General features: G+C 72.9%; 25 protein-coding genes. 16 read left to right on the top strand and 9 right to left on the bottom strand.

Annotated features, from left to right (window positions below):
* Positions 1-186: 186 nt before the first annotated feature.
* Positions 187-2,616, bottom strand: coding sequence for an FtsX-like permease family protein (locus ACGFH8_RS13685; protein WP_393366877.1), 2,430 nt, complete (start codon positions 2,614-2,616; stop codon positions 187-189).
* The gene (locus ACGFH8_RS13680; protein WP_393366875.1) at positions 2,610-3,377 is read right to left on the bottom strand and encodes an ABC transporter ATP-binding protein; all 768 of its coding nucleotides are present in this window, start codon (positions 3,375-3,377) and stop codon (positions 2,610-2,612) included. The genes ACGFH8_RS13685 and ACGFH8_RS13680 overlap by 7 nt, the downstream gene beginning before the upstream one ends.
* A 169-nt stretch (positions 3,378-3,546) precedes the next feature.
* Here ACGFH8_RS13680 and ACGFH8_RS13675 point away from each other — a divergent pair, with 169 nt between their 5' ends.
* The 3 genes from ACGFH8_RS13675 to ACGFH8_RS13665 are packed head-to-tail and all read left to right on the top strand — an operon-like array spanning position 3,547 to position 5,932.
* Positions 3,547-4,698, top strand: a complete 1,152-nt coding sequence (locus ACGFH8_RS13675) for a sensor histidine kinase (protein WP_393366873.1) — start codon at positions 3,547-3,549, stop codon at positions 4,696-4,698.
* Positions 4,695-5,363, top strand: a complete 669-nt coding sequence (locus ACGFH8_RS13670) for a response regulator (protein ID WP_393366871.1) — start codon at positions 4,695-4,697, stop codon at positions 5,361-5,363. The genes ACGFH8_RS13675 and ACGFH8_RS13670 overlap by 4 nt, the downstream gene beginning before the upstream one ends.
* Positions 5,364-5,392: 29 nt before the next feature.
* Positions 5,393-5,932: a DUF1697 domain-containing protein gene (locus ACGFH8_RS13665; RefSeq protein ID WP_393366869.1), complete on the top strand. Its 540-nt coding sequence runs from the start codon at positions 5,393-5,395 to the stop codon at positions 5,930-5,932.
* Positions 5,933-5,971: 39 nt separating this feature from the next.
* Here ACGFH8_RS13665 and ACGFH8_RS13660 read toward each other — a convergent pair whose 3' ends face one another.
* Positions 5,972-6,949 (bottom strand): MBL fold metallo-hydrolase, encoded by a 978-nt coding sequence (locus ACGFH8_RS13660; protein ID WP_393366868.1) that lies wholly within the window; start codon positions 6,947-6,949, stop codon positions 5,972-5,974.
* 155 nt (positions 6,950-7,104) lie between these two features.
* On the bottom strand, positions 7,105-8,091 hold the full coding sequence (locus tag ACGFH8_RS13655) for a serine hydrolase (RefSeq protein ID WP_393366867.1): 987 nt from the start codon (positions 8,089-8,091) through the stop codon (positions 7,105-7,107).
* 51 nt (positions 8,092-8,142) lie between these two features.
* Here ACGFH8_RS13655 and ACGFH8_RS13650 point away from each other — a divergent pair, with 51 nt between their 5' ends.
* A complete protein-coding gene (locus ACGFH8_RS13650; RefSeq protein WP_393366865.1) occupies positions 8,143-9,102 on the top strand; it encodes a LysR family transcriptional regulator in 960 nt (319 codons plus the stop codon).
* A gap of 99 nt (positions 9,103-9,201) precedes the next feature.
* A complete protein-coding gene (locus ACGFH8_RS13645; protein WP_393366863.1) occupies positions 9,202-10,053 on the top strand; it encodes an aldo/keto reductase in 852 nt (283 codons plus the stop codon).
* Between the two features lie 67 nt (positions 10,054-10,120).
* Here the strand turns inward: ACGFH8_RS13645 and ACGFH8_RS13640 are convergent, their stop codons facing one another.
* Complete coding sequence (locus ACGFH8_RS13640; protein WP_393366861.1) at positions 10,121-10,963, bottom strand: helix-turn-helix transcriptional regulator; 843 nt, start codon at positions 10,961-10,963, stop codon at positions 10,121-10,123.
* Between the two features lie 102 nt (positions 10,964-11,065).
* Here ACGFH8_RS13640 and ACGFH8_RS13635 point away from each other — a divergent pair, with 102 nt between their 5' ends.
* Together ACGFH8_RS13635 and ACGFH8_RS13630 are read left to right on the top strand one after the other, a co-directional pair.
* Entirely contained in the window at positions 11,066-11,818 is a 753-nt protein-coding gene (locus tag ACGFH8_RS13635; protein ID WP_393366860.1) for an SDR family oxidoreductase, read from the top strand.
* A gap of 83 nt (positions 11,819-11,901) precedes the next feature.
* Positions 11,902-12,888, top strand: coding sequence for an aldo/keto reductase (locus ACGFH8_RS13630; RefSeq protein WP_393366857.1), 987 nt, complete (start codon positions 11,902-11,904; stop codon positions 12,886-12,888).
* Between the two features lie 24 nt (positions 12,889-12,912).
* Here ACGFH8_RS13630 and ACGFH8_RS13625 read toward each other — a convergent pair whose 3' ends face one another.
* Positions 12,913-13,428 carry a GNAT family N-acetyltransferase gene (locus ACGFH8_RS13625; RefSeq protein ID WP_393366855.1) on the bottom strand — a complete coding sequence of 172 codons (516 nt, stop codon included), beginning with the start codon at positions 13,426-13,428 and terminating at the stop codon, positions 12,913-12,915.
* Positions 13,429-13,560: 132 nt separating this feature from the next.
* Here ACGFH8_RS13625 and ACGFH8_RS13620 point away from each other — a divergent pair, with 132 nt between their 5' ends.
* From ACGFH8_RS13620 to ACGFH8_RS13610, 3 genes are read left to right on the top strand one after another with little or no spacing between them, the layout of a single operon-like run.
* On the top strand, positions 13,561-14,118 hold the full coding sequence (locus tag ACGFH8_RS13620) for an NADPH-dependent FMN reductase (RefSeq protein WP_393366853.1): 558 nt from the start codon (positions 13,561-13,563) through the stop codon (positions 14,116-14,118).
* A 28-nt stretch (positions 14,119-14,146) separates the two neighbouring features.
* Entirely contained in the window at positions 14,147-15,160 is a 1,014-nt protein-coding gene (locus tag ACGFH8_RS13615) for an ATP-binding cassette domain-containing protein (protein ID WP_393366851.1), read from the top strand.
* Positions 15,157-16,014, top strand: a complete 858-nt coding sequence (locus tag ACGFH8_RS13610) for an ABC transporter permease (protein WP_393366849.1) — start codon at positions 15,157-15,159, stop codon at positions 16,012-16,014. The genes ACGFH8_RS13615 and ACGFH8_RS13610 overlap by 4 nt, the downstream gene beginning before the upstream one ends.
* 109 nt (positions 16,015-16,123) lie before the next feature.
* Here ACGFH8_RS13610 and ACGFH8_RS13605 read toward each other — a convergent pair whose 3' ends face one another.
* On the bottom strand, positions 16,124-19,660 hold the full coding sequence (locus ACGFH8_RS13605; protein WP_393366848.1) for an AAA family ATPase: 3,537 nt from the start codon (positions 19,658-19,660) through the stop codon (positions 16,124-16,126).
* Positions 19,661-19,763: 103 nt separating this feature from the next.
* Here ACGFH8_RS13605 and ACGFH8_RS13600 point away from each other — a divergent pair, with 103 nt between their 5' ends.
* The 5 genes from ACGFH8_RS13600 to ACGFH8_RS13580 all read left to right on the top strand — a co-directional run bounded on the left by ACGFH8_RS13600 (position 19,764) and on the right by ACGFH8_RS13580 (position 23,740).
* Complete coding sequence (locus ACGFH8_RS13600) at positions 19,764-20,303, top strand: PadR family transcriptional regulator (RefSeq protein ID WP_393366846.1); 540 nt, start codon at positions 19,764-19,766, stop codon at positions 20,301-20,303.
* Positions 20,300-21,016, top strand: coding sequence for an ABC transporter ATP-binding protein (locus ACGFH8_RS13595; RefSeq protein WP_393366844.1), 717 nt, complete (start codon positions 20,300-20,302; stop codon positions 21,014-21,016). The genes ACGFH8_RS13600 and ACGFH8_RS13595 overlap by 4 nt, the downstream gene beginning before the upstream one ends.
* Before the next feature lies 1 nt (position 21,017).
* Positions 21,018-22,817 carry an FtsX-like permease family protein gene (locus tag ACGFH8_RS13590; RefSeq protein WP_393366842.1) on the top strand — a complete coding sequence of 600 codons (1,800 nt, stop codon included), beginning with the start codon at positions 21,018-21,020 and terminating at the stop codon, positions 22,815-22,817.
* A gap of 112 nt (positions 22,818-22,929) precedes the next feature.
* Positions 22,930-23,379, top strand: a complete 450-nt coding sequence (locus ACGFH8_RS13585) for a helix-turn-helix domain-containing protein (RefSeq protein WP_393366841.1) — start codon at positions 22,930-22,932, stop codon at positions 23,377-23,379.
* Positions 23,372-23,740: a DUF4180 domain-containing protein gene (locus ACGFH8_RS13580; RefSeq protein ID WP_393366839.1), complete on the top strand. Its 369-nt coding sequence runs from the start codon at positions 23,372-23,374 to the stop codon at positions 23,738-23,740. Before ACGFH8_RS13585 ends, ACGFH8_RS13580 begins: the two co-directional genes overlap by 8 nt.
* Positions 23,741-23,765: 25 nt before the next feature.
* Here the strand turns inward: ACGFH8_RS13580 and ACGFH8_RS13575 are convergent, their stop codons facing one another.
* Positions 23,766-24,395, bottom strand: coding sequence for a hypothetical protein (locus ACGFH8_RS13575; protein WP_393366837.1), 630 nt, complete (start codon positions 24,393-24,395; stop codon positions 23,766-23,768).
* A 180-nt stretch (positions 24,396-24,575) separates the two neighbouring features.
* On the opposite strand from ACGFH8_RS13575, the gene ACGFH8_RS13570 reads away from it, so the two are divergent.
* Positions 24,576-25,412 (top strand): hypothetical protein, encoded by an 837-nt coding sequence (locus tag ACGFH8_RS13570; protein WP_393366836.1) that lies wholly within the window; start codon positions 24,576-24,578, stop codon positions 25,410-25,412.
* A gap of 312 nt (positions 25,413-25,724) precedes the next feature.
* Here ACGFH8_RS13570 and ACGFH8_RS13565 read toward each other — a convergent pair whose 3' ends face one another.
* Positions 25,725-26,615, bottom strand: coding sequence for a hypothetical protein (locus tag ACGFH8_RS13565; protein ID WP_393366834.1), 891 nt, complete (start codon positions 26,613-26,615; stop codon positions 25,725-25,727).
* Between the last annotated feature and the right edge of the window lie 206 nt (positions 26,616-26,821).

The raw sequence follows: 26,821 nt of genomic DNA, 5'->3' as shown, positions 1-26,821 counted from the left end.
GTAGCGGCCCGGTCGCTCTCCCGGGGGGCGGGGACGCCGCGCGGTGCCGACCAGGGACCGGGGGCGGGGACGCCGCGCGGTGCCGACCAGGGACCGGGGGCGGGGACGCCGCGCGGTGCCGACCGGGGACCGGGGGCGGGGACGCCGTGCGGTGCCGACCGGTGCCCGCGCGGGCCGGTGCCGCCGTCATCCGGCGAGGCCGACAGGTGACCGTGCGGGGCGGTGCCGCAGCAGCCGCCACGTCGGCAGGATGCTGGCCAACGCGGCGAGCAGCAGGCACAGCCCCACCGCCCCGGCGATCACCGGCCACGGCACCACCAGGTCGACGGGCGCGCCGACCTGCTCGGCGAGGCCGGCGCGGATGCTGAGCAGACCGACGAAGGCGACGGTCCCACCGAGCAGCGCGCCGATCAGCACCACCAGGGCGGACTCGGCCGTGACCAACCAGATGACCTGCCGCCGGGTCGCCCCGGCCAGGCGGATCAGCCGCAGGTCGGCGGCCCTGCCGGCAGCGGCCAGCAACACCGTGTTGGCCACCGCGATGGCCCCGTAGCCGGCCGACACACCGATCAGCAGCAGCGTGAAGAGCCAGACGAGGCGGTCCTCCGCGGCGTCGGCCTCGGCCGCCCAGGTGGCGACGTCGACGACCCGCGCGCCGACCGGAGGATCGATCCGGTCCCGGACGTACACCGTGGACGTCAGGGCCGACGGGTCGTGCGTACGCACCACCGCGCGGGGCACGAGCAGATCGCCGGGGAGCGAGTCGTCGGTGACCACGGCGACGACGCGCAGCGACACCAGTTCCCCGTCGGCGAAGACCACCGCGTACGGCTCGGACGGCCGCAGGTTCGCCGCGGCGGTCACCACCACCGTGTCGTCGCCGCGCAGGTCGTCGAGCGAGCCGGCGACGACTGTCAGCGCCCGGTTCGCGGCGGCGAAGCCGACCGGGTCCACACCGAGCGCGGTCAGTGGCTGGTCCGCCGGCACCGTCGCGGGGTCGGTACGGAAGACGGTGGTCGGCAGGAGGGCGGTGCCACCTGTCGCGGCGACCGCCTGGTCCGACAGGCCCGGCGCCCGGTCGGGCAGCACGATCCAGCCGGCGTTCACGTTGTCCGCCCGACCTGCCGCGTACGCGGCCGTGGTGGTCCGCACCATCCCGGACACCAGCACCGCGAAGGCGATGGTGAGCAGCACCGGGGCAGCCGTGGACGCGGTCCGCCGGGTCGCGGTCAGCGCCCCGCCCCGGACCAGCATCCCGATCGCGCCACCACGCCGCCGGATCGGAGAGCGCAGCAGCCGCACCACCGGCCCGACCACCGCCGGGGAGAGCACCGTGGCACCGGCCACCAGGGCCATCACCGCGTACAGGGCGTACTGGGCCGCGATGCGAGCCTCGTCGGCGGTCGCCGTCCCGACGCTGAGGGCGATCCCCGCCGCGACGAGCAGCGCGCCGGCGCCGACCCGCAGCCGCCCGATCGGCCGCTGCTCCACCGCCGCCTCGCGCAGCGCCTCCATCGGTCGGACCCGCGCCGCCCGGCGCGACGCCGACCAGACGGCCAGCAACGCGATCACCGGCCCGGCGACCAGCGAGAGCGCGATCGGCCACGGGCTGTACCGGACCCGGAAGGTCGCTGGTTCGAAGCCGACATCGACGAGCAGCCGACCCACAAGCGGGGCGAGCACCGCGCCCACCAGCAGCCCGACGACCCCCGCCGCGACGCCGACGACGAGCGCCTCGGCGTACACCATGCGCCGGACCTGGCGTCCGGTGGCGCCGACGGCGCGCAGCAGGCCCAGCTCACGGCGGCGCTGCGCGATGGTGAACGCGAAGGTGGAGGCGACCACGAACACCGTGACGAAGCCGGCGAGAGCCGCCGTGGCGGTGAGCACCTGCATCCCGATCCAGCGGGTGCGGGCGTCGGTTCGCGGCTCCAGCGCGCCACGCGCGTCGCCGGTCAGCACCCGTCCGTCCGGACCGACGACACCGCGCGCCGCGGCGGCGACCCGCTCGGGATCGGTCCCCGGGGTGAGCACCAGCCCGATGGCCCGGACACCTGGCGCGAGCGCGGCGGCCACCTCGTCCGCGACCTGGACGCCGGGCGCGTCGACAAGACCACTGACGGTGTACGGCTCCGGTCCCGCCGCGGTGAGCAGGGTGATCGGCGCACCGGGACGCAGTCCGAGCGCCTGGTCGACGACCACCTCGCCGGCCCGGGTGGGCGGCCCGCCGGCCGTCAGGCGCAGTCCGCCCAGCCGGGCGCTGGACCAGCCGTGTCCCTGGTGGGCGTCCTCCCGCCGGGTGTCGGCGCCCGAGGGTCGGCCGTCGATGAGCGGCTGGGCGTAGAAGGTCCGGTCCGGCACCGCCACCGCGACACCGGGCAGGGCGGCCAGCCGGTCGACGAGTCCCGCCGTCGCGGTGGCCGACCAGGGCCGGGTCGGCAGGAACGAGTCGGCCGACGCGCCCGCCTCGGGGCTCTGCACGACGACCGCGGCCCGCGCGAACCGGTCCGGCACCTGTGGACGGCCGGAGGCGAGCAGCAGGGTGGCCGCCGCGACGAGCGCGACCCCGATGGCGACAGCCACGAACGCGCTGGCCGACCGCCGGATGCTCACCACGACTGCTCCGCGGGCGCGTGGGCGGACGGGCTCGTCTCCCGCTCGGCGATCCGGGCGGCGACGACCGTCGCGGTGATCCCGCCGTCCAGCTCGTCGACGACGCGGCCGTCGGCGAGCAACAGGACCCGGTCGGCGTACGCGGCGGCGGCCGGATCGTGGGTCACCATCACGACTGTCTGCCCGTGGTCGTCGACGAGCGCGCGCAGCAGCCGGAGCACCTGACGGGACGCGGCGCTGTCCAGCGCGCCGGTCGGCTCGTCGGCGAAGACCACGGCCGGACGGGTGATCAACGCGCGGGCCACGGCGACGCGCTGCTGCTCGCCGCCGGACAACTCACTCGGCCGGTGCCCGGCCCGGTCGGCCAGGCCCACGGCGTCGAGCGCGGCGGTCACGTCCCGGGCCGGTGGGCGGCGGCCGGCCAGGCGCAACGGCAACTCGACGTTCTGCGCGGCGGTCAGCGTGGACACGAGGTTGAACGCCTGGAACACGAAACCGATCCGGTCGCGCCGCAGCCGGGTCAGCTCGTCTTCGCCGAGGTCGTTCAGGCGCGTGCCGTCGATCGTGACGACCCCCTCGGTCGGGCTGTCCAGCCCCGCCGCGCAGTGCAGCAGGGTGGACTTTCCCGAGCCGGAGGGGCCCATCACCGCCGTGAACGTGCCGCTCGCGAAGCTTGTGCTCACGCCGTCGAGCGCCGTCACCCGGCGGGTTCCGGCGCCGTACACCGCGCGCAGCCCCGTCAGGGTCACCGTGTGTGTGGTCATGACCGCTACGGTGCCGGTTGCCCGGGGTGTCGCGCGTCGTGCCGGAGCGGGCACTTTCCCACAGTCCTCCGGGTGGAGGTGGCGGCCCGGAAACACCCGCCCGTCGTCCTCGGTGATGACCACCCACGGGTGGACGCGGGCGGCCCGGCCGGCCGATACCGTCGGGCGGGTGACCACCCTCCTGCTGACCCGGCGACTGCGGCCGGTGGACCTGTACCTGGTGGACGCCGTGCTCGCCCTGGCCGTCGGCGGGTTCCTCTGCCCGTACGCGGCGTTGGAGTCGCACGGTGGCGTACGCGAGCCGCTCTGGGTGTCCATCCTGACCGGGCTCGCCCTCGGGCTGCCGTTGGCCGTCCGACGCCGGTGGCCGATCACCGTCGCCGTGGTGATCAGCGGCGGCACCACAGTGTCGCTGGTGACGGGGGTGATTCCCAACTTCGCCGCCGCCGCGCCGGCGTTCGCCATCGGCCTGTCCTTCTACACGGTGGCGGTGTCGACGGCCACGCGCCGGTCGGTGCTCTGCGCGGCCGGTTGTCTCGCTCTGGTCAGCGTCGGCCTGGTGCTGACCGCGGGTGACCTGTGGTCCCGGGCCGGGGGCGTCGCCTACGCGGCCGTCATGATCGCGCCCGCCTGGTTGATCGGCTGGTTGCTTCGGGAGCGGCGCGCCCTCGCCGCCCTCCAGGGTGACCAGCGGGTCCATCAGGCCGCCACCGAGGAACGACTGCGGGTGGCGCGCGAGCTGCACGACGTGGTGGCGCACACGCTGAGCCTCATCGTGGTGAAGGCGGCCGTCGCCAACCACGTCGCCGAGGCCGATCCCCGGGAGGCGGGCGCCGCCCTGCGGGTGATCGAGGAGACCGGCCGCAACGCGCTCACCGACGTCCGCCGGGTGCTCGGCATCCTGCGTGAGGACACCCCGTACGCGCCGACGCCCGGCCTGGACGAGCTGCCCGCGCTCGCCCGGCAGGCGGCGATCGGCGGCGTCGACGTCCAGCTCGACGTCCGACGCGACGAACCGGAGGGTACGGTGCCCGAGTCGGTGGGCCTCGCGGTGTACCGGATCGTGCAGGAGGCGGTGACGAATGTGGTGAAGCACGCGGCGCCTGCCGCCTGCCGGGCCCTGGTGACAGTCACCCCCGACGAGGTACGGGTGGAGGTGACCGACGACGGCCGTCGTCCGGTCCTGCTCGGCGGCGAGGGGCACGGGTTGATCGGCATGCGGGAGCGGGTGGCGTTGCACGGCGGGGAGTTCCGGGCCGGTCCACGTTCCGACGGCGGTTTCGCGGTGACGGCCAGCCTGCCCTACCGGGTGGTCGCATGATCCGGGTGCTGATCGCCGACGACCAGGCGCTGCTGCGCGGCAGCTTCCGGCTGCTCGTCGATCTCGCCGGGGACTGCACAACGGTTGGCGAGGCGGGCACCGGCGTGGAAGCTGTGGCGTTGACCGGCCAGCATCGTCCGGACGTGGTGCTGATGGACGTCCGGATGCCGGAGATGGACGGCATCGAGGCGACCCGGCGGATCTGCGCCGACCCGGCGACGGCCGACACCCGGGTCATCATCCTGACCACGTTCGACCTGGACGAGTACGTCTACGGCGCGCTGCGCGCCGGCGCCAGCGGGTTCCTGCTGAAGGACACCCCACCGGCGGACCTGCTGACCGGGATCCGGGTGGTCGCCGCGGGTGAGGGCCTGCTCGCGCCGACGGTGACGCGCCGGCTGATCGACGAGTTCGCCCGGCGGGCGGAGCCGACCCGACCGTTGCCGCGCCACCTGGACGGGGTGACCGAGCGGGAACGGGAGGTGCTCACGCTCATCGCCCGTGGCCTGTCGAACGCGGAGTTGGCCGCGCGGCTCAACCTCAGCCCGGCGACGGTCAAGACGCACGTCGGGCGGTTGCTGACCAAGCTGGCGGTGCGGGATCGGGCGCAACTCGTCATCGTCGCCTACGAGACGGGGCTGGTGGGGCCGGGCGGCCTACGCTGAGCCGGTCGACCCGCACCCGAGGAGGAGCAATGACCCGGTACGTCGCCCTGCTGCGCGGGGTAAACGTCGGCACCACCCGGCTGGCGATGGCCGACCTGCGCCGGATCGTCACCGACCTCGGGCACGAGGAGGTCAAGACGTACCTGCAGAGCGGCAACGTGGCCTTCGGCAGCACCGTGCGGGACGCGGGGAAGCTGGCCACCGGGATCGAGCGGGCGCTCGCCGACGAGCTGGCACTGAAAGTGCCGGTGCTGGTGCGCAGCGGCCGGGAGTTGGCGGCGGTGGTCGGCGGCAACCCGTACGCCGATCGGGAGGACGACCCGACCAGGTTGCTGGTGGCGTTCCTCGCCACCGAGCCGAAGAAGTCCACGGTGGACGCTCTCGCCGTGCCCGGTGGGGAGAACGTGTCGTTCACGGTGACCGGCCGGGAGGTCTTCCTGCACTTCGTCGACGGCGGTTACGGGCGGTCGAAGTTCACGAACGCGTACCTGGAGAAGAAGCTCGGCGTGGTGGCCACCACCCGCAACTGGAAGTCGGTGCGCGCCCTGGCGGAGCTGGCCGCCGCCTGACCCGGTGGGGCCGCGGTCTCGCGACCCCACCGGTGCTGCTCAGAAGTGGTACGCGGTCTCGTACTCGGGCACCAGCACCCGGCTGCGCGGCGAGATCCGGCGCACCGCCGCGATCATCTCGGTCAACCGGGTGCGGTCGGTCTCGGCGACCGTCGGCGGGTTCTCCAGCGGCGTCTCGAAGTTGTCGTAGTGCACCGGCACGATGACCTTCGGGTAGTCCAGGCCGGCCAGCAGCCGGGGCAGGTAGTCGCCGGTGGTGGTGGCGCTCTGCATGGCCACCATCGCCACGTCGGGCGCCAGCCCGGTGAGGTTACGTTCGGCGACGTCGCTGGCCCCGGTGAAGTAGACCGACGGGCCGCCGTCGACCCGCAGCAGGTAGCCGAGCGTGTCGCCCTCGGGCAGGTCCGCGATTGTCGCCGGCTGCGGCGGCTGGGTCACCCGCACCCCCGGAAAGGCCACCGAGTACGACGGGTTGCGGCTGTGCAGCGAGCCGACCACCTCGACGCTGTGGTCGCCGAAGTCCAGCACCTCCCCACCCTTGACGGCGCTGAGCTGCGTCGACGGCACCCCGTAGGCCAACCCCAGGTGGTACGCGGTGAGCGTGCCGAACACCCGTGCGCCGGTGCGCTTGGCGATGTGGGGCACGTCCATGAAGTGGTCCCAGTGCGTGTGCGTGACGAGCACCGTCGTGGCCTTGTCGACGCGCGGATCGATCACGTCGGCGCGCACGGTCAACGGGGTATCGGTCCTGAACGCCCCGGTGAACAGCCCGGTGTCGATCCGGCTGAGGAACGGGTCGACGAGAACTGTGCGGTCGGCGATGTCGACGCGCCAGCCGGCCGTACCCCACCAGCGGAAGCTGACCGCGCCCCTGCGGCGGGCGCTGGGCGCGGCGGCCGGGGTCGTGGCCGGGGTGGCGGCCTGGGCAGGGGTGGCGGCGGCGAGGCCCCCGGCGGAGACGAGTGCGGTGGTGGCGGCGGCGTCGCGCAGGAAGCGACGGCGGTCGAGACTGGGCATGCGGTTCTGCTCCCCCATGGTCGGGCGGTTCGTCGAGCACGAGCCAACCAGCGCCGCCCGGCTCCGGTCCAAGATCAGAGGCGGTCGGCTCCGATACGTCGCCGGATATCGGGCCAGCTCAGGCTCGGCGCGCCGAGGCTGCGGCGGGTGTGAAATCAGTCGCCGCGCAGCGCCTCGACCGCCGTCCGGGCGGCCTCCCCCATCGCCAGGTCCACGTCGATGCGGCGCGAGGCCAACCGGTCGGCGCGGGCGAAGACGGCGATCGCGTACCGGCCGCCGTCGGGGTACTCCGCGACCCCGGCCTCCAGGTGCAGGCCGGGCAGCGTGCCGGTCTTGCCGGAGACCCGGACGCCGGGCGGGAACCCGGCGGCGAGCCGGGTCCAGAAGATCTGCCGGGCCATCCAGGTGCGGACCATCGCGCACGCCGCCGCCGGCCCGGCCTCGTCCCGCCAGATCAACGTGAGCAGCCGGGTGATCTCCCGGGCCGTGCTGGAGGTGGTGCGCGCGGGGTCGAAGACCCGCATCGCCCGGACCCGGTCCGCCGACAACGTGGGGAAGATCCGGGCGAAGTCCGCCTCAGTCCGCGCGCCCACGTCGGTGAGCATCATCTCGACAAGTTCCCGGGGACCGCCGAGGACACGGGTACGGGTCAACCCCAGCTCGGCGGCGAGCATCGGCAGCAGGTCCGGTCCGACCCGGCGCAGCAGCAGGTCGGCGGCCGTGTTGTCGGTGACCGACATGGCGAAGTACGCGAGGTCGCGCAGCGACACCTCGGCGTCGTCGGCGCAGCCGGCCAGGCCCCACCCGCCCAGCCGGTCGTCGGCGGTGACCAGAATCCGTTCGGTGGGGTCCAGTTGGCCGGCCTCGACCTGCCGAGCGAACTCCAGCACCAACAGGATCTTGAAGATCGAGGCGATCACCACCTGCTCGTCGGCCCGCACCCCGACCTCCGGACCGCCGCCGCCGCTGCCGCTGCCGCTGCCGACACCTTCGCCGTCGCCGCTGTCGCCGCTGCCGACGCCGCCTCCGTCGCCGCTGCCGCCGCCGACGGTCAGGTCCGCGGCGTCCAGGTCGACGGCGTGCAGGCTGGCCGTCACCCCCACGGCGGCGAAGATGGCCTCGATGCGCTCGCTGACGTCCACGCCAGCACGGTATCCAGCGGCGCCGGGCCGGCGCTGGCGTAGGGTCCGGCCGTGGATCTGCTCCGGCACCTGCGGCACTTCGTGGTGGTCGCACACGAGTTGCACTTCGGGCGGGCCGCCGAGCTGCTCGGGATGGCCCAGCCGCCCCTGAGCCAGTCGATCCAGCGCCTGGAACGGGAGCTGACCGTCGAGCTGTTCGACAGGTCCCGCCGCCAGGTACGCCTCACCACGGCCGGTGAGCTGCTCCTCGGTGAGGCGGAGGAACTGCTCGCCGGCGCGGGTCGATTGCGGCATCTGATGCGGCAGGTCCGCGCGGGTGAGCTGGGCGTACTCCGGGCCGGGGTGCCGCCGGAGACGCCCGCGGTGACGCTGCGCGCGCTGCTGGACGGGCTCACCACCCGGGCGCCCGGCCTGGACGTGGAGCTGCACGAGCTGACCACCGCCGAGCAGGCCCGGATGCTCGGCGAGCGGACGCTCGACGTGGGGCTCGTGCACCACCCGGTGACGGCGGACGGGCTGCGTTTCGGCACTCCGGTGGACGTACCCCTCGGGGTGTTGCTGCCGCGTGCCTCGCCGCTGGCCCGCGGCCGTACGGTGGCGCTGGCGGCGCTTGCCGATCTGGATCTGGTGACCGCGCCCCGGGCGACCGCGCCCGGCTGGCACGACCACCTGCTGACCGTGTGCCGCCAGCAGGGTTGGCGGCCGGCCCGGGTCCGGCCGGCCCGCAACCCGGAGTTCCTCTTCGGGCTGGTGCTCGCCGGAGGTGCGGTGGCCGTGGAACCGGCGACGGTGGCGCGTCGGGAACCCCGGATCGCCTGGCTGCCGGTCGCCGGCGCGTCGCTGGTCAGGCGTACCTCGGCGGCCTGGCCGGACCGGTCGGCGCACCCGGCGGCGTCGATGTTCGGGCAGCTCGCCGCCGAGGTGCTCGCCGACGCCGAGCCCGTCGCGCCCGCGCCCGCGCCGGTGCCGGCGGCCCGGCCCTGGCCGGTGCTCTTCGACACGACCGGGTGAACGGGTCGGGCGTTGCCCTCGTCACCCCGGGTTGGCCGGTGGATCGGCCCGCGCTCGGGTATGGATGACAGGCAACGAAGACGACGCGAAGGAGCCGCAATGGCCAACACGATTCCCGACATCAGCCTGAACGACGGCACCACGATTCCGCAGCTCGGCTTCGGCGTGTTCCAGATCGAGCCGAAGGACACCGTCGCGGCGGTGACCACGGCCCTGGAGACGGGCTACCGGCACATCGACACCGCCGAGATGTACGGCAACGAGGCCGAGGTCGGCGAGGCGGTCCGCGTGTCCGGCCTCGACCGCGGCTCGGTCTACGTGACGAGCAAGCTGAACAACGCCTTCCACCGCCCCGACGACGCCCGCCGGGCGTTCGACTCGACGCTCGCGGCGCTGAAGATGGACTACATCGACCTGTTCCTGATCCACTGGCCGTTGCCGACCCTGTACGACGGTGACTACGTCTCGACCTGGAAGGTGCTGGAGGAGTTCCAGCGCGACGGCCGCGCCCGCTCGATCGGCGTGTCGAACTTCCAGGTGGCCCACCTGCGGCGGCTGGCCGACGAGGCGAGCGTGGTGCCGGCGGTGAACCAGGTCGAGGCGCACCCCTACTTCGTCAACGAGGAGGTCCGCGCCTACGGTCGCGAGCACAACATCCTCACCGAGGCGTGGTCGCCGATCGCGCAGGGCAAGGTGCTCGACGACCCGACAGTCGTCGACATCGCCGAGCAGATCGGCCGGACGCCGGCGCAGGTGGTGCTCCGCTGGCACGTGCAGCGCGGCGACATCATCTTCCCGAAGTCGACCACCCCGAAGCGGATCGAGGAGAACACCCGGATCTTCGACTTCGAGCTGGACGACACGGCGATGGAGCGGATCACCGCACTGGACAAGGGCGAGGCCGGGCGGACCGGCCCGAACCCGGACACCTTCGCCTACCTGCCCAACTGACCCGAGCCGCCGGCGCCATACCGCAGGGCCATGACGTGGCTCTGCGGTATGGCGCTCACCGGCGAGGTCAGGACCCGACGCGTTCGGCGATCCGGCGGAACACCGCGTGGGTCGACGATCCGGGCTCGGCGACGTAGACGATCATCCGCTGGTCGGTCTCCGGCACCAGCAGGACCCGGCACTCGAACTCCAACGGCCCCAGGTCGGGGTGCGGCACCCGCTTGACGACCGGGCGGCGTTCCTCGACGTCGTGCTCCGCCCAGAGCTGAGCGAACCGGGGTGAGGTGCCGAGCAGCTCGGTGACCAGGTCGCGGATCGCCGGGTCGGCAGGGTAGCGCCCGTAGGCGGCCCGCAGGTCCGCGACCGTGCCGCGCACGAATCGGATCACCTCGGCATCGGTCCAGTGGGCGCTGGTCGCCGGTTGCCGGAACGTCCAGCGGATCATGTTGCGGTCCGCGTCCGGCACGGCCGCGAGATCCCCCACGAAGTACGTGGCCAGGCGGTTCCAGGCCAGCACGTGGTACGCGGCGTCGACGAGGTACGCCGGAGTCTCGGTCATGGCGTCGAGCAGGTGCTGCAGGCCGGGCGGCACCTCCCGGCTCGGCCCACGCACCGGCGTCGGGTTCTCCCCGGCGATCCGGAACAGGTACTCGCGCTCGTCGCGGCTCAGCAGCAGCGCGCGTGCCATCGAGGCGAGCACCTGCCGGGACGGGTGCGGCCCGCGGCCCTGCTCCAGCCGGATGTAGTAGTCGATCGACATCCCGGCGAGCTGGGCGACCTCCTGCCGGCGCAGGCCGGGAGTGCGTCGGCGTACCCCGTCGGGAAGGCCGACCTCGGCGGGGCTCAGCCGGGCGCGGCGGGCGCGCAGGAACGCCGCCAGTGCGTCGCGCCGCAGGCCGTTGCTCGACATGCCCCCAGCATGCACCGGACCGGGTCCACAAGGGTGGTACCGCTGATACCAGCCTCGGGGAGTCCCTCCCCGGAAACCGCCGGCGGGGACAGGCTCGACGGCATGACGAACATGATCGCCCTGATCACCGGGGCCAACAAGGGGATCGGCTTCGCCACCGCCCGCCAGCTCGGCGCCCTCGGGATGACCGTGCTGGTCGGCGCGCGGGACGCCGAACGCGGCCGGGCGGCGGAACGGGAGCTGCGCGACGGCGGCGCGGACGCGCGGTTCGTGCCGCTGGACGTCACCGACGCCGAGTCGGTGGCCGCCGCCGCGAAACGTGTGGAGACGGAGTACGGCCGACTGGACGTCCTCGTCAACAACGCCGGCATCGTCCTCGCCGACGGCGAGCGAGGGCTGCCCAGCGAGACGACCGTGGCGACGCTGCTGCGGGTGTACGAGACGAACGTGGGCGGGGTGGTGACCGTGACGAACGCGCTGCTGCCGCTGCTGCGCCGGGCCCCCGCGGCCCGGATCGTCAACGTCTCCAGCGAGGTCGGCTCGATCGCGGCGATGACCGACCCGGCGAGCGCGCTGTTCGCGTTGACCTCCGTGCCGTACCCGTCGTCGAAGGCGGCGCTGAACATGCTCACCGCGATGTACGCCAAGGAGCTGCGGGACACCCCGATCAAGGTGAACGCGGCGAACCCCGGCTACTGCGCCACCGACTTCAACAGCCACCACGGCTTCCGAAGCGCCGAGCAGGGCGCCGAGGTGAGCACGCACCTGGCGACACTGCCGGCCGACGGCCCGAGCGGGCTGCTCTGGGGTTTCCAGATGGACGCCGGCGGTGGTTACGGGGTGCTGCCCTGGTGACCGAACGCTTGACCTGGAGCGCACTCCAGCCGTCAGGGTGATCCTCGGGCGCCCACCGGCAGGGCGCACGGAAGGAGATCCCCATGCGGTACCGCACGATCGGCACCGACCCGGCGACCCGCCGCGAGGTAAGCGTGCTCAGCCTCGGGGCCATGCTGTTCGGCAGCGCCACCGACGAGGCCACCTCGTACGCGATCCTCGACAGGTACGTCGAGGCCGGCGGCACGTTCATCGACACCTCGGACAACTACGCGTTCTGGGTGGACGGGTCGCAGGGCGGCCAGAGTGAGGAGCTGCTCGGCAGGTGGCGGCGCAGCCGGGGCGTCGGCACCGAGATCGTCATCGCCAGCAAGCTGGGCGCCCGCCCGCTGGCCCCCGGCACCAGCTACCTGGACAACGCCGAGGGCCTGTCGGCGAAGGTGATCCGCGAGTCGGCGGAGCGCAGCCGCGACCGGCTCGGCGTGGACCGGCTGGACCTGCTCTACGCGCACATCGAGGACCGCACGGTGCCGCTCGCGGAGACCGTGGAGGGCTTCGCCGAGCTGGTCGCCGAGGGCACGGTGGGCCTGCTGGGCGCGAGCAACCACCGCGCGTGGCGGGTGGAGCGGGCCCGCGCGCTCGCCGCCGCCGCCGGCCTGCCGGGGTACGAGGTGCTCCAGTACCACCGCAGTTACCTGCCCAACCGCACCGACCTGGCCAGCGAGCTGGATCCGGACGGCGAGCCGGGAGGCGTCGGCGGTGACCTGCTCAGCTATCTGCGCGCCGAGCCCGAGCTGACCCTGGTGGCGTACTCGCCGCTGCTCAAGGGGGCGTTCACCCGGGCGGACAAGCCGCTCACCGACGCGTACGACCTGCCGAGCGCTCCCCGCCGGCTGGCCGTGTTGCGGGAGGTGGCCGGGCAGACCGGCGCGACCGTCAACCAGGTGGTCCTGGCCTGGTTGCTGGGCGGTGACCTGCCGTCCATCCCGCTTGTGGGCGCCTCCTCGGTGGCCCAGCTCGAGGAGAGCCTGGCGGCTGTCGACCTGGAACTGACCGCCGAGCAACGGCACCGCCTCGACACCACCTGGTGACCTGTCACCGGCCGCCCGCCGACCTCAACTTCCGGTCGGTGGGGCGGTCAGGTCGAGCTGCCAGTCGTTGGCACGCATCATCCGCCCCGGCGGGTACTCGAAAGCGGTCTCGCCGAGCAGCGTGAACCCGGCCTTGCGGCAGACCGCGTTGGAGGCGGGGTTGTCGACCGAAGGGTAGGCGTGGGCGTGGCGGTGGGTCCGCCGGGCGCGGGCCACGTCGACCACCGCGCGCACCGCCGCCGTGGCCAGCCCCTGCCCCCGGTACGCGGGCAGCACCGCCCAGCCCATCTCGTAGACCTGCTGCTCCCGCCACTGCCGGGACCAGTAGGCGACGCTGCCCACCCGCGCACCGTCCGGCAGGACCATGACGAACATGCAACCCTGGCCGCCGTCGGCGAAGTGCACGTAACGCTCGTGCCGGGCGAGCACCTGCTCGTCGGTCTCCGGGCCGCCGGTGTGCCTGCGCGTCTCCGGGGTGTTGAGCCGCCGCAGCAGGTCGAGATCCTCCTCGCGCCACGGGTCGATGCGTACCTGAGCCATCCCACTCCCCTGTTCGTCGACCCCAGTCAAGCCGATCCCCACCGACATTCCACCCCGAAACGCCGCCCGCTAGATCGGATCTAGCGGGCGGCTGGCGACTGTCTCGCGCCCTGTGGGTGGGAGGAGGTGGCGATGACGACACCGTTGCGGGTCGCCGTGATCATCGGCAGCACCCGGGAGGGGCGCGCCGGTGACCGGGTCGCCCACTGGTTCGTCGACCAGGCCGTGCGGCACGACGACCTGGCGGTGACCGTCGTTGACCTGTCCGAGTACGACTTCCCGGGCCGACACCCCGCCGAGCCGACCCCGTCCATCCGGGCGTTCGTCCGCGAGGTGGGCCGGGCGGAGGCGTTCGTCGTGGTCACCCCCGAGTACAACCACAGCTTCCCGGCACCCCTGAAACAGGCAATCGACTACGCGTACGACGAGTGGCAGGCCAAACCGGTCGGCTTCGTGGCGTACGGCTGTCGGTCCACCGGCCGGCACGCGGTCGACCAGCTACGCGTGGTCTTCACCGCGCTGCACGCGATGACGGTACGTGACGTCGTCGGGATCGACCTGCTCGCCGACGAGCCGACGCCGCAGTGCACCGACGAGGTGCGCCGCGATGCCGGCGTCCTGCTCGACCAGCTCCGCTGGTGGGGTCTGGCCCTGCGCGACGGCCGGGCCAACCGCCCCTACGTCTCCTGAAGAACATCCACACCGAAAGGTACGAATCATGAGTAGACGCACCACCGGCCTGGCCATCGAGGCCGAGGGACTGACCCGTTCGTTCGGGGACACCCGGGCGCTGGCCGGCATCGACCTCCAGGTGCCCGCCGGCACGGTCTACGGCCTGCTCGGCCCGAACGGGGCGGGCAAGACCACAGCGGTCCGGGTGCTCGCGACGTTGCTGCGCCCGGACGGGGGTTCGGCCCGGGTGTTCGGCCACGACGTGGTCACCGATGCCGACAAGGTCCGTTCCCGGGTCAGCCTCACCGGCCAGTACGCCTCCGTCGACGAGGACCTGACCGGTACGGAGAATCTGGTGCTCCTCGGCCGGCTGCTCGGCCTGCGCAAGCCGGCCGCCCGGGAGCGCGCGGCGGCCCTGCTCGCCGCGTTCGGGCTGACCGAGGCGAGTGACCGGCAGGTCAAGAAGTACTCGGGTGGGATGCGGCGGCGCATCGACATCGCCGCCAGCATCCTCAACACCCCCGACCTGCTCTTCCTCGACGAACCGACGACGGGCCTCGACCCGCGCAGCCGCAACCAGGTGTGGGAGATCATCCGGGCGGTGGTGTCGCACGGCACGACTGTGCTGCTGACGACCCAGTACCTCGACGAGGCCGACCAGCTCGCCGGGCGGATCGCGGTCGTCGACCACGGCCGGGTGATCGCCGAGGGCACCCCGGGTGAGCTGAAGTCGTCGATCGGCTCCGGCACCGTCCACCTGCGACTGCGCGATCCCGGCCGGCGGCCCGAGGCGGAGAAGCTGCTGCGGGAGGCCCTCGGCGTGCCGGTGCAGCTCGCCGCCGATCCGATGGCGTTGACCGCCCGGGTCGGCGAGGCCGGCACCGACCTCGATGCCAGCGCCCAGGCCTCCCGCGCGCTCGGCGAGCTGGCCCGCGCCGGCATCGTCGTGGACAACTTCTCCCTCGGCCAGCCGAGCCTCGACGAGGTCTTCCTGGCCCTGACCGACCACCCGGCCGTGCCGGCCGACGAGCGCGACAACGAGCTGGAGGCCGCCCGATGAGCGACACCACGACCACCACCACCGAACGGGCGCCGACTGTCTACGTCCCGTCCGCCGAGGCGCTGGCGACAGTGCTCGCGCCCGGTGCCCGACCAGACCGACCGAGCGCGCTGGGCGCGTCGCTCACCTTCGGCTGGCGGGCCATGCTGAAGATCAAGCACGTCCCGGAGCAGCTCTTCGACGTGACCGCGTTCCCGATCATCATGGTGCTGATGTTCACGTACCTGTTCGGCGGCGCCCTCGCCGGCAGTCCTCGCGAGTACCTGCAGTTCTTCCTGCCCGGCATCATGGTGACAAGCGTCGTGATGATCACCATGTACACGGGTGTCGGCCTCAACACCGACATCGAGAAGGGCATCTTCGACAGGTTCCGGACGCTGCCCGTCTGGCGTCCCGCCGCCCTGGTCGGCATGATCTTCGGCGATGTGCTGCGCTACATCCTCGCCGCCCTGGTGATCCTGGGCCTGGGGCTGGCGCTCGGGTTCCGCCCCGCCGGCGGGGTGGTCGGTGCGGCCGTCGGGATCGGGCTGCTCGTGGTCTTCTCGTTCGCGTTCTCCTGGGTGTGGACGTTCTTCGGGCTGATCCTGCGCAGCGAGAAGTCGGTGATGGGGGTCAGCATGATGGTGCTGTTCCCGTTGACGTTCCTGAGCAACGTCTTCGTCGAGCCGAGCACCATGCCCGGCTGGCTCCAGGCGTTCGTGAAGGTCAACCCGGTGACGCAGCTGGTGGCCTCGATCCGCGGGGCGATGAGCGGCGAGTCGGACCCGACGGCCACGATGTGGCTGCTGCTGTGGAGCGCCGGCTTCGTGCTCGTCTTCGGCACCCTGACCATGTACAAGTACAACCGCCGCTGACCTCGCCCCCATCGCCCTTCGCGATCTTGCACTTACTGTCCCGACAAGGGTGACGAATCCACCTGAGTCGACGACAGAAAGTGCAAGATCGCGGCGGGCGAGGCTGGGGTCAGAGCCGCCAGGGCAGGGGCTCGGAGGGCAGGTAGCGGCAGGTGGTGCCGGTGGAGACGGATTCGCGCAGGTGGCTGGCGAGCGCCGGGTGCCGCTCGTCGAGCTTGCGCAGCGTGTCCCGGATCCGCGCGGTCACCGTCTTGCGGGCCCGCTCGGCCTCGTCGCCCAGTCGGCGGGTCCGGCCGGCCAGCCCCGCCGCAGCGCGCAGCTCGTCGAGCAACGCACCCCGTTCACCGTCCAGCGCGGCCACCTTCCGGTCGTCGTCGCGTGCGGCGGCCCGGTCGATCTCCTCGTCGAGACGTGCCAGGTGTTGCCGGTAACGAGCCTTCGCCTCGTCGTCGAGGACCGGATCGGCGCCCAGCCGGCGGGCGGCGACCAACTCCGGGCCCGCCGCCGGGTCGAGCAACTCCACCGCCGGCACGTCGCTGCCCGGCCGACCCAGCAACAGGTGTAGATCACGCAGGCCCTTGGCGTCGGGCAGGTGCACCACCGCCCCGGCGTACCCGAGTTGCCAGACCGGCCCGTCGCGCCGAAACTCGTACCCCTCGTCGGCCGGCCCGTCTACTGCGGCCCGGCCCGCACCGACCGGCCCGACGCCCGGGTCCGACGCGACAAGCCGGCCCGGCCCGACGCCGAGGCCCGGCGCGACACCCTGGCCCGGCCCGACGCCATGGCCCGACGCGACACGCTGGCCTGGCCCGACACCATGGCCCGGCGCGACACGCTGGCCTGGCCCGACGACATGGTCCGACGCGACACCCTGGCCTGGCCCGACGCCACGGCCCGGCGCGACATCCTGGCCTGGCCCGTCACCCCGGTCCGGCGCGACACGCTGGCCTGGCCCGGCGGCCGCGGTCGGGGCGATGGCCTGGCCCGGGGCGACGACCTGGTGTGTGGTGGGCCTCCCGGCCGCGTCGGTGGAGGTCGCGCCGAGCCGGTGGAGCACCTGCGTCATGCCGAGAGCCGTTGCTTCCCGGGCTGTGGTGGCGCGTAGCGCGGCAAGCGTCGGGGCGTCGGCCGGGTCACCCCGCCCGGCGAGGGCGTTCGCCAGGCCGGCGCGGGCGATGAGCGACCAGGGGCGGGAGCCCAGTCGGTTGGCGGAGTCACGCGCGGCGGTGAAGCCCTCGATGGCGTCGTCCCAGCGCTGTTCGGCGGCGTGAACGAGCGCCAGCCAGTGGTCGACGGGTCCGCTGATGTCGCAGCCGAACAACCCCACCGTCCACTCTCCGCGGTGCGGGGCGAGCGCGGCCCGCGCGGCGTCGCAGCGGTGCGGGTCGGCGGACGCGGCGGCCGCCTGCGCGCGCAGCCGTAGCCAGAGCGGCGACACGGGGCGCGGGTATCTGATGGAGGCGGCCTCGATGCCGGCGGTGAGCCGGACCGTCGTCTCGTCGTCGCCACGCTCCGCCGCGGTGATCGCCCGCAGCAACTCCCGGTAGGGGTAGTCGAGCGGGGCCAGGCCGTCCAGCAGGGTGTCCGCCTCGTCGTGCCGGCCCTGCAGCAGCAGCCGGGACCACCGCAGGTGATGGCCCATGAAGCCGAACTCGGCATCGCCCACGCCGGTGAGGTCGGCGAACCTCTCGTCGGCCTCGACGAAGTCCCCGCGGAAGGCCGCGATGATCCCGCTGTCGACGGTCGCCGCCATCCGGTGCCGGGCAAGGTCGCCCCGCCGGTCGACGCTGACGAAGGTGGTGAACTCCTCGTTGAAGCGGGGATCGCCCAACTCCAGCAACGCCACCCAGCGCAGCGAGGTGGCCCACAACTCCGTCTCGCGGTCTCCCGTCCGGCGCGCCACGTCGCGGATCTCGGCGGTCAGCGCGGAACGGGTCGCCGCGGTGCCCAGACCCCAGGTGGTGTCGTGGCGGGCCCAGAGGCTGAAGGTGAGCGCCTCGTCGTCGCGTCCCCGACGGGCGATCGACTCGGTGGCGGTGATCAGGTCGGCGATCAGCGCGCCGACCGACGCGTCGGGGCCCGGTTCGCCGATCAGCCGCCGGTACGCCTCGCGGACCAACTCGGCCGCCTCGATCGAGTCGGCGGTCTCCACCTGACGGGCGCGGTTGACGATGAGCGCGACCCGGGCCAGCAGGGCCGGGTCGTCGAGGGTGCGGGCCAGCGTCCCGGCCTCGGTGAGCAGGCGTCCGGCCTCCTCCCGGCCGGCGTGGTGGTATTGCGCCTCACCGAACTCGACGAGGATCCGTACCCGTTGCGGCGGGTCCTCGACGACCTCGAGCGCCCGGCGGTAGTGCACCGCGGCCTCGTCGGTGGCGAGCCGGGCGAACGCCTCGCGGCCGGCGGCGACCAGCAGCGTGGCCACCCGGGCCCGGTCGAGCGCCGGGCCGGCGAGGTAGGCGTGCCGGGCGAGGTCGGCCGGGATCAGCAGGTCGGTGAGCTCCCGCAGGTCGTCGACCGCCCGGACCACGGTGCCGTGCCGGGCCTGCCGGTCGTCGTCGGCCAGACCGTCGTAGAGCGTCTCGCGGACCAGGTCGTGGGCGAACGCGAACCGGCCGCCGCCCCGGGCGACCACCAACCGGGCGGTCACCGCACGGTCGAGCAGCCTGTCGACCTGCGCCACGGGGGCGCTCACGCAGGCCGCGAGGACCTGGCGGTGGAACTCGCGACCCAGCACGGCGGCGACGGTGAGCGCCTCGACCACGGGCGACGGCAGTTGGGCCAGGCGACGCCGCACCGCCTCCCGTACGCCGGGCGCGATCGTGTCCGCGGCCTCGTCGGCGTGCCACAGCCGGGCGGTCTGCTCGATGAAGAACGGGTTGCCGCCGGTGCGCCGGTGCACCTCGTCGACGAGGCCGGCGTCCGGCTCCCGCCCGGCGGTCCGTGTGATGAGCGCGGCCACCTCGTCCCGGGAGAGCCCGGTGAGGGTGATGGTGGTGGCCTTCGCGACAAGCGGCATCAGCAGCGGACGGAGCGGGTGCTCCCCCGACTCGACCTCGGCGTCGCGGTAGGTGCCGATCAGCAGGAGTCGCTCGAACCAGGTGTGCTGGGCGGCGAAGCTCAGCAGCCGCAGTGAGGCCGGATCGGCCCAGTGCAGGTCGTCGAGGATGACCACGACCGGACGGTGCTGGGAGACCGCGACCAGTGCGGCGGTCACCCCGTCGTACAGCGCGAACGCCTCCTGGTCGGCGACGTCCGGGCCGGCGTCGACGCCGGCCCACCCGGTCAGGCGCTCGGCCTGCTCCTTGCTGGCGTCGGACTCGCCGAGCAGCGCCGTGAGGGCCGGCTCGGCGGCCTGCCGCGCCACCGCCCAGTCGTCGGCGGAGCGCCGTAGGCCGCGCAGCACCTGCACCCACGGCCAGTAGCCGGGGGCGCTGTCGGAATCCCAGCAGGCGGCCCCGAGCACCAGCGCGCCACGCTGCCGGGCCTCCCGCGCCGCCGACGTGACGAGTGTCGTCTTGCCGATGCCCGGCTCGCCGGTGACCAGGGCGAGGCCGCCGTGGCTGGTGGCGGCCCGGTCCAGCTCGGCGCGCAGCAGACCCGCGGGGTGATCCCGCCCGATGATGGCGTCGCCGCGCCGCGCGTCCATGGTTCCCAGACGGTACTGGAACCCTCCGACACCGGGCGTCGAGATTTGACAGTGCCATAGCTAGCGGTTATCTATTAGCGGTCTATTCGAGGGGTGTGCCGGGGTGCAGGACGTGGTGCTGGCCATGCTGGCCAAGGAGCCGGCGCACGGGTACGAGCTGCGCAGCCGGATGCGGAACGCGCTCGGCCCGCTCGGGGAGTCGATGAACGCGGGGCAGGTCTACGTGACGCTGGCCCGGTTGGCGAAGGCCGGCCTGGTGACCTCCGAGCAGGCCGAGGGCCTGCCGGACCGGCCCGACCGGCGGGTCTACGCGTTGACCCCGGCCGGACAGCAGCGTGTGGCCGGCTGGCTGACCGAGGTGAGCTGGCCCAAGCCGGACCTCACCGAGTTCCACCTGAAACTGGTCGCCGCCGCGGCTGCCCGGTTGGCCGATCCGGTGGCGTTGGTGGACGCGCAACGGCGTGAGGTGCTGCGCCGGCTGCGTGACGCGCAACGGGCGGCGTTGGAGCGGTCGGTCGATCCGACGGCCGGGTTGCTGCTGGAGGGCGTCGTGTTGCGGCTGCGGGCTGATCTGGAGTGGCTGGAGGCGTGTGAGCGCATGTGGTCCGAACGTGATCGAACTGGACGGAAGGCGGGGGCATGAGCGGGTCGATGGCCGTGCGGACGCGTGGGCTGAGCAGGTGGTACGGCTGGGACAACGCGTTGGTACGCGCGGTCGACGAGGTCGACCTGGACGTGCCCGCCGGCCAGACGTTGGCGATCATGGGTCCGAGTGGGTGCGGTAAGTCGACCCTGCTGCACCTGCTGGGCGGGCTACAGCGCCCCACCGACGGCGAGGTGTGGCTGGCCGACCGCCGGATCGACACGATGAGCGAGCGCGCCCTCGCCCGACTGCGGCGCGACACCATCGGTCTCGTCTTCCAGTCCTTCCACCTCATGGACGAACTCACCGCGGTGGAGAACGTCGAGATGGCCGCCCTGCTGGCCGGGTGGTCGCCGGGTCGCGCTCGGCGGCGCGCCCTGCACCTGCTCGACCAGGTCGGGCTGGCCGACCGCGCCACGCACCTTCCCTCGGCACTCTCCGGCGGCCAGCGCCAACGCGTCGCCATCGCCCGCGCTCTGAGCAACGAGCCGCAGGTCGTGTTGGCCGACGAGCCGACCGGCAATCTGGACACCGCCGCCACCCTGGAGGTGCTGCGACTGTTCGAGGAGTTGCGCACCACCGGGCAGACCCTCGTGGTGGTCACGCACGACGCCCGCATCGCCGCGGTCGCCGACCGGGTGATCTCGATGCGGGACGGAGCCTTCGCCGACGACAGCCTCCTCACCGGCACCGTCTACGGCGGGGTGCGCTGACGTGGCTGGCCGTCTGCTGCTCATCTGGCGGCTGCTGATCCGGGGCCTGCGTCAGCACCGGACCGAGAACGTGCTGCTGCTGGTCGCCATCACCGCCGCGACCGCGACGTTGACTCTCGGCCTCGCCCTCAACGAGCTCGTCACCCGCCCGTACGAGCGCACCCAGGCCGCCACCGCCGGGCCCGACCTGGTGGTGGAGCCGGGCTTCACCGGTCCGCAGGCCCTCGACGCGCTCGCCCCGCTGGCGACCCTGCCCGGCGTCACCGAGCACAGCGGACCCTTCCCGCTGGCCTTCCTGGCACTGACCGCCCGCGACACCACCGTCCGGGTCATCGTCGAGGGCCGCGATCAGGCACCCGCCGCCGTCGACAGGCCCGCGGTGACCGACGGCACCTGGGTACGCCCCGGCGGCGTCGTCGTCGAACGCACCTTCGCCGAGGCTCTCGACGTGCACACCGGCGACACGATCACCGTCGACGGCCACCCGTTGCAGGTGGCCGGGATCGCGATCACCGCCGCCAGACCGGCGTACCCGCGACCCGGGTGGCACCTCCCGGGCAGCGTGCTGACCGAGGGTGGCGGCCTGGTCTGGGTCGACCGTGGCGACATCGCTTCGCTCGCCGGCGAGCAGCCACTGGCGTACACCCTGAACCTCACACTGACCCACCCGGGACGCGGCGTCGCCGCGATCGAACCGTCGCTCGGCGACACCGAGCACGATCCGAGGTTCCACGGTTGGCGCTTCAGCACCGAGCGGCAGATCGCCGAGGCCAGCAGCAGGTTGAACGGCCCGGCGCGGCAGGCCCTGCTGATCGGCAGTTGGCTGCTGACCGCCCTCGCGGTGACCGGCGTGGCTGGCATCGTCGCGGGCCGGGCCATCGGCCAGCGCCGTCGGGTGGGGCTGCTCAAGGCAGTCGGGGCTGGGCCGGCCATGATCGCCATCAGTCACCTCGTCGAGTACCTCGTGATCGGGCTCGCCGCCGCCGGGACGGGTCTCGCCGCCGGTTGGGTCGCCGCGCCCGCGCTGTTCCGCCCGGCCGTCGGGCTCATCGGCTCGGTCGGCGTCCACCCGCCACCGCTGCGCACAGTCCTCGCGGCGACCGCGCTCGCCCTCGGAATCTCGGTCGCGGCGACCCTGGGGTCGGTGGTCCGTGCCGCCACCACCAGCACCATCCACGCGCTGGCCGACGCCGCGACGCCACCGCGACGCCGTGGGTGGGCCATCTGGCTGTCGCGCCGGCTGCCCACGGCCCTCCTGATCGGGGTACGCATCAACGCGCGCCGACCGCGCCGCGCCCGGCTCGTCACGGTGAACACCCTGATCGCCACGACCGCGATCGCCGTTGTGCTGATGGCCCTGGCCCAGCGTCGCGACCCGTTGAATCTCGGCTACTCGGCGCTTCCCGACACCCGCGACGAGCGCACCACCCAGGCCATGCTCCTCGTGGTCGGCGTGGTGTGCGTCCTGGCACTGCTCAACACGGTCGTGAGCACCTGGACCGCGGTCCTCGACTCGCGGCATCCGCTGGCGATCGCCCGCGCGCTCGGCGCGACACCGGGGCAGGCCGGGATGGGTCTGGCGATGGCACAGCTACTTCCCGCGATACCGGGCGTCGCCGGTGGAATCCTCGTGGGACTGGTCAGCTACTTCGCCGGGGACGACAACCGGTACGCACCCGCCTCCTGGATGCTCGGTGCGGCGTGCGGAGTGCTGCTCGCCGTCGTCGCGCTCACCGCCATCCCCGCGCTGGCCGCCGCACGCCGTCCGGTCGCGGACACCCTGCGGTCCGCGGCGACCTGACAACGGCCGACGACCGCTCCCCGGGCGGCGCAGAGCCCCGGTGTGCCTGGCGCTGTCCGCCGAGCGGCCCCATCACACCCTAAGCTTCCCCATGTCGCTATCATGGGGAGCGATGACGGAAGAAATGTACTCGGTTGAGCAGGTGGCCGACCGACTCGGGTTGCACGTGCGGACGGTGCGCGGCTACATCCGCTCCGGGCGCCTGCGCGCCGTGCGCATTGGCAAGCAGTACCGGATCGCCGCCCCGGACCTCGACGCGCTCACCGGGCAGACCCGCGGCCCCACGGCCACCGGGCTGGCGGAGGTGTCGAGCATCGTGCAGATCGACGGTGTCGACCGGGCCGCCGCCGATCGGCTCGGCACGCTCGTGCTCACCAGCGCCAACACCGCCCACGACCAGGCCAACCCGCTGCGGGTGCAGACGGTGTACGACGAGCAACGCCACCGCATGAAGATCATCATCTTGGGCGCCCCGGCCGACACCGCCGAACTGCTGCACCTGCTCGACGCCGTGCTCAACGCCGACAACGGCCTGCTCGACCGGGAGGTCCACGATGCCTGACGAGATCCAGGAACGCGCCGGGGTGCAGGTGTTGGTCTGCGACCCGACCGGCCCACCCCTGGCCACCGAGCAGGACGCGCTGGACCTGATCGGTGCGGCGTTCCTCGGCGCCCAGGTGGTCGCCGTACCGGCCAACCGACTCGACGAACGCTTCTTCGCGCTGGGCACCCGCTTCGCCGGCGACGTGATGCAGAAGTTCGTCAACTACCGGCTGCGGCTGGCCGTCGTCGGCGACATCTCGGCACAGCTCGCGGAGAGTGCCGCGTTGCGCGCCCTGGTGCACGAGTCGAACCAGGGTGGGCACATCTGGTTTCTCCCCGACCTCGACGCGCTCGACGCCCGTCTCCGCGCCGCGCGATAGCCACCACCACGCGGCGCGATCCACCTCAACCCCCGCCGGCAACCGTCATCTCGACCTCGTCCGCCTCGACCGCCCGCGCCTGGGCCTGCTCGGCAGCCCACCGCAGATAGGCCAGCCACTCCTCGCAAGACCAACCGTTGCGCCGGCCGACACCCGCCTCGGCGGGGAGCGAACCGGCCACGACACGGTCGAGGATCAAGGGCTGCACGCCGCCCACCCCGCGCCGGTAGCCGACGAAGTAGAGGACCTTCGTGAACAGGCCCGGCCCCAACCAGGGCAGGCGAGCGTGGTCGGGGTCGCCGAAGCGGCGGTACGCCGTGCGCAGCGCGTCCTCGTCGGGCGCTGGCGTGGACACCTCTTCCAGCGCGTACGCCAGGCGTTTGCCGTTGGGGTCGGCGTCGAGTGACCTGGTGGCGCGCCACGGGCCGTACCCGATGGGTCCGTAAGCCCAGACCAGCACGGCGGTCAGCAGGTGGCGTGCGCTCGCGGAACCGGCCCGGTAGGCGTCGGCCACCGCGAAGACGTCGCGTCGCCAGACCTCGCCGCTCGCCGGCAGCGCGTCGGGCCACGCGTCCGGCGGCAGCCCGGCCCGCCAGCGGCTGATGTCCACGGTGACCGGTGCCCGCTCACCCGGTAACACCAGAACGTCGGTCATGGCGGCCTCCCTCAGATCGCGCGCTCGCGGAACTCCGTGGTTCGGACGCTATGGACCGGCGCTCCCACCTGCCGCCCGCCGACGGGAAATCGCGGTATCGGTTGCCTGGGGCCTGCCTTCTGGCGACACCGCATCTCGGCAGGGGCGGAGAACGTCGCACGGTTGATCTACGGTGTCCGCGTGCTTCCCCGAAACGAGAAGATTCTCGATCAGGTCCGTGCCGAGGCGCTGCGCCGCGACATCCCCGCCGCCGAGGTGGAGCGCTGGCTGGGGCTCGCCCGCCCGTCTGCGCTCCTGATGCAGCAGGGTGATGGGCCGGTCGTGGGCGTCGTCCGTGGGCCCGTGCTGCTTCCCGCCGACGCGAAGAACCCCACGTTCCCCCTGATCGCCACCATCGACTGCGCTGCCCTTCCGGCAGACGTGACCGACCTTCCGCTACCGGCCGACGGCCACCTGCTGCTGTTCGGTTGGCCCGAGGAGGACGGCTACGGCCAGGTGATGTACGTGCCGGCGGGCGTTGCCGTCGAGGAGCGGGAGCGGCATCCGCCGGGCTTCTCTCCGGACGACGAGGAGTGTGCCGAGGTCTACGCGGAGATCCCGGAGGGCGATCTGCACCTCACGGTCGACATCTCCCTGCCCTACGTCAAGACGATCCCAGGGCCGCCGTGGTCTCCGCCGTTACCGGGCGATCCTCCGTTCGAGGAGCTGACCAAGGTGTGGCAGGACGTCCTGGGCGACGTGCCGGAGGGCGCCTTCTCCTACGACGGCCACACGACGCCGCTGCTGCTGGGCGGCTACGGCACTGACTGCAACGGTTTCAACCCCGCCTGGTTGGGCGCCAACCGCTCGGGCAACGCCGGCGAGGACGGGCCAACCGACGCTGCTGACTGGGTGTTGCTGGCCGAGTTCCACGGCGGCAGACAGGGCGGCGCGAGCATCCACTGGGTGATCCAGCGTGCCGACCTGAGGGAACGGCGCTTCGACGAGGCCAGCGTCCTCGTCTACTGGAATCCGTGAGGCCGCTCGCTGACCGGGTACGCCCGATCCATGGGTAGCCACAAGCAGAACAAACACGACAGCGGCGGCGAATCGGCGCGAGGTCGGCGGCATCCGGGCAGCGGCGCTCCGGGCCGTCAGGGTTCGACCGTGGAGCACTCGCCTGACCAACGTCACCGCCGTACCGCGACCGGGTCCGCTGGCACCGAGCGCGACCTGGGTCGAGCCAAGGTCTCGGGCGATGGGCGGATCCAACGCCAGGGCGGATCGTGAGCTGACCGGTCAAGGGTGTTGCCGCCCCGTTTTCGCGGGGCGGCAACACCTGGTGACTGGTTACGCCGTGGCGCAGATGGCGTACGCCGTGTCGGACCAGTTGTTGGCGACGGCATCCTCCTCGTAGGCACCCGAGTCGACTGTCGTCGGCGCGGTGGCCACGCCGCCGTTGGGACGGAAGTCGTCCACGATGCCCTCACCCGTGACACCGTTCAGCTCGTAGCCGGCGCCGGTCAGCACCTTGCCGGCCGGGCAGCCCGCGACGACGCTGCGGAAGTCGAGTGAGGTGCTGGCACCAATCGTCGACGCGCGCACCAGGCCGGGCAGCGGGTTGGCGCAGATGGCGTACGCGGTGACGGACCAGTTCAGCGCTGTGGCGTCCGCCTCGTACGCGCCGGCGGTGACGGACGTCGGCGCGGTGGCCACGCCGCCGTTGGGGCGCAGGTCGTCGACGACGGCCTCACCTGTGGCGCCGTTCAGCTCGTAGCCGGTACCGGTCAGCACCTTGCTGCCCGGGCAGGTGGCCGTGGTGGAGTGGAAGTCGGCCGAGTCGCTGACGCTGACGGTGGATATCCGCACCAGGCCGGGCAGCGGGTTGGCGCAGATCGCGTACGCCGTGACCGACCAGTTGCCAGCGAACGCCTCGGTCTCGTAGGCGCCCACGGTCACGGATGTCGGGGCGGTGGCCACGCCGCCGTTGGGGCGCAGGTCGTCGACGACGCCCTCGCCGGTGACGCCGTTCAGCTCGTAGCCGGTGCCGGTCAGCACCTTGGCGCCCGGGCAGGTGGCCGTGGCGCTGTGGAAGTCGGCCGAGCTGCTGACGCTCGTCGCGGCGATCCGGACCAAACCGGGGACCGCGGCGGACGCCGGGCTCGCCGGGACGAGCACCGCCCCGGTCGCGACGAGACCGAGCACGAGTACGAACGCTCGGGCTTGTGTGGTGGTACGCATGGTGTTTCTCCCGTCTGGGGCCCGACGGTGAGCGTGACGACGCCGACGTCGGGCCGTTCGTGGTGACGGGTTAACGGTAGGTAACTGCACCACCAGGCGTTATCTTCAAACCGACTACGTCGCGTAACGGACCGTCGGGCCTGCGATCCACCCCGGCAGCCCATATCCGCTGTCATGGATGTCACCGATTGCGATACGGCGAGAGC

Origin of the sequence: Micromonospora sp. NPDC049175, from assembly GCF_043197345.1 — a bacterium.
In the GTDB taxonomy this organism is placed as follows: domain Bacteria; phylum Actinomycetota; class Actinomycetes; order Mycobacteriales; family Micromonosporaceae; genus Micromonospora.
This window is presented reverse-complemented; position numbering and strand designations above follow the sequence as displayed.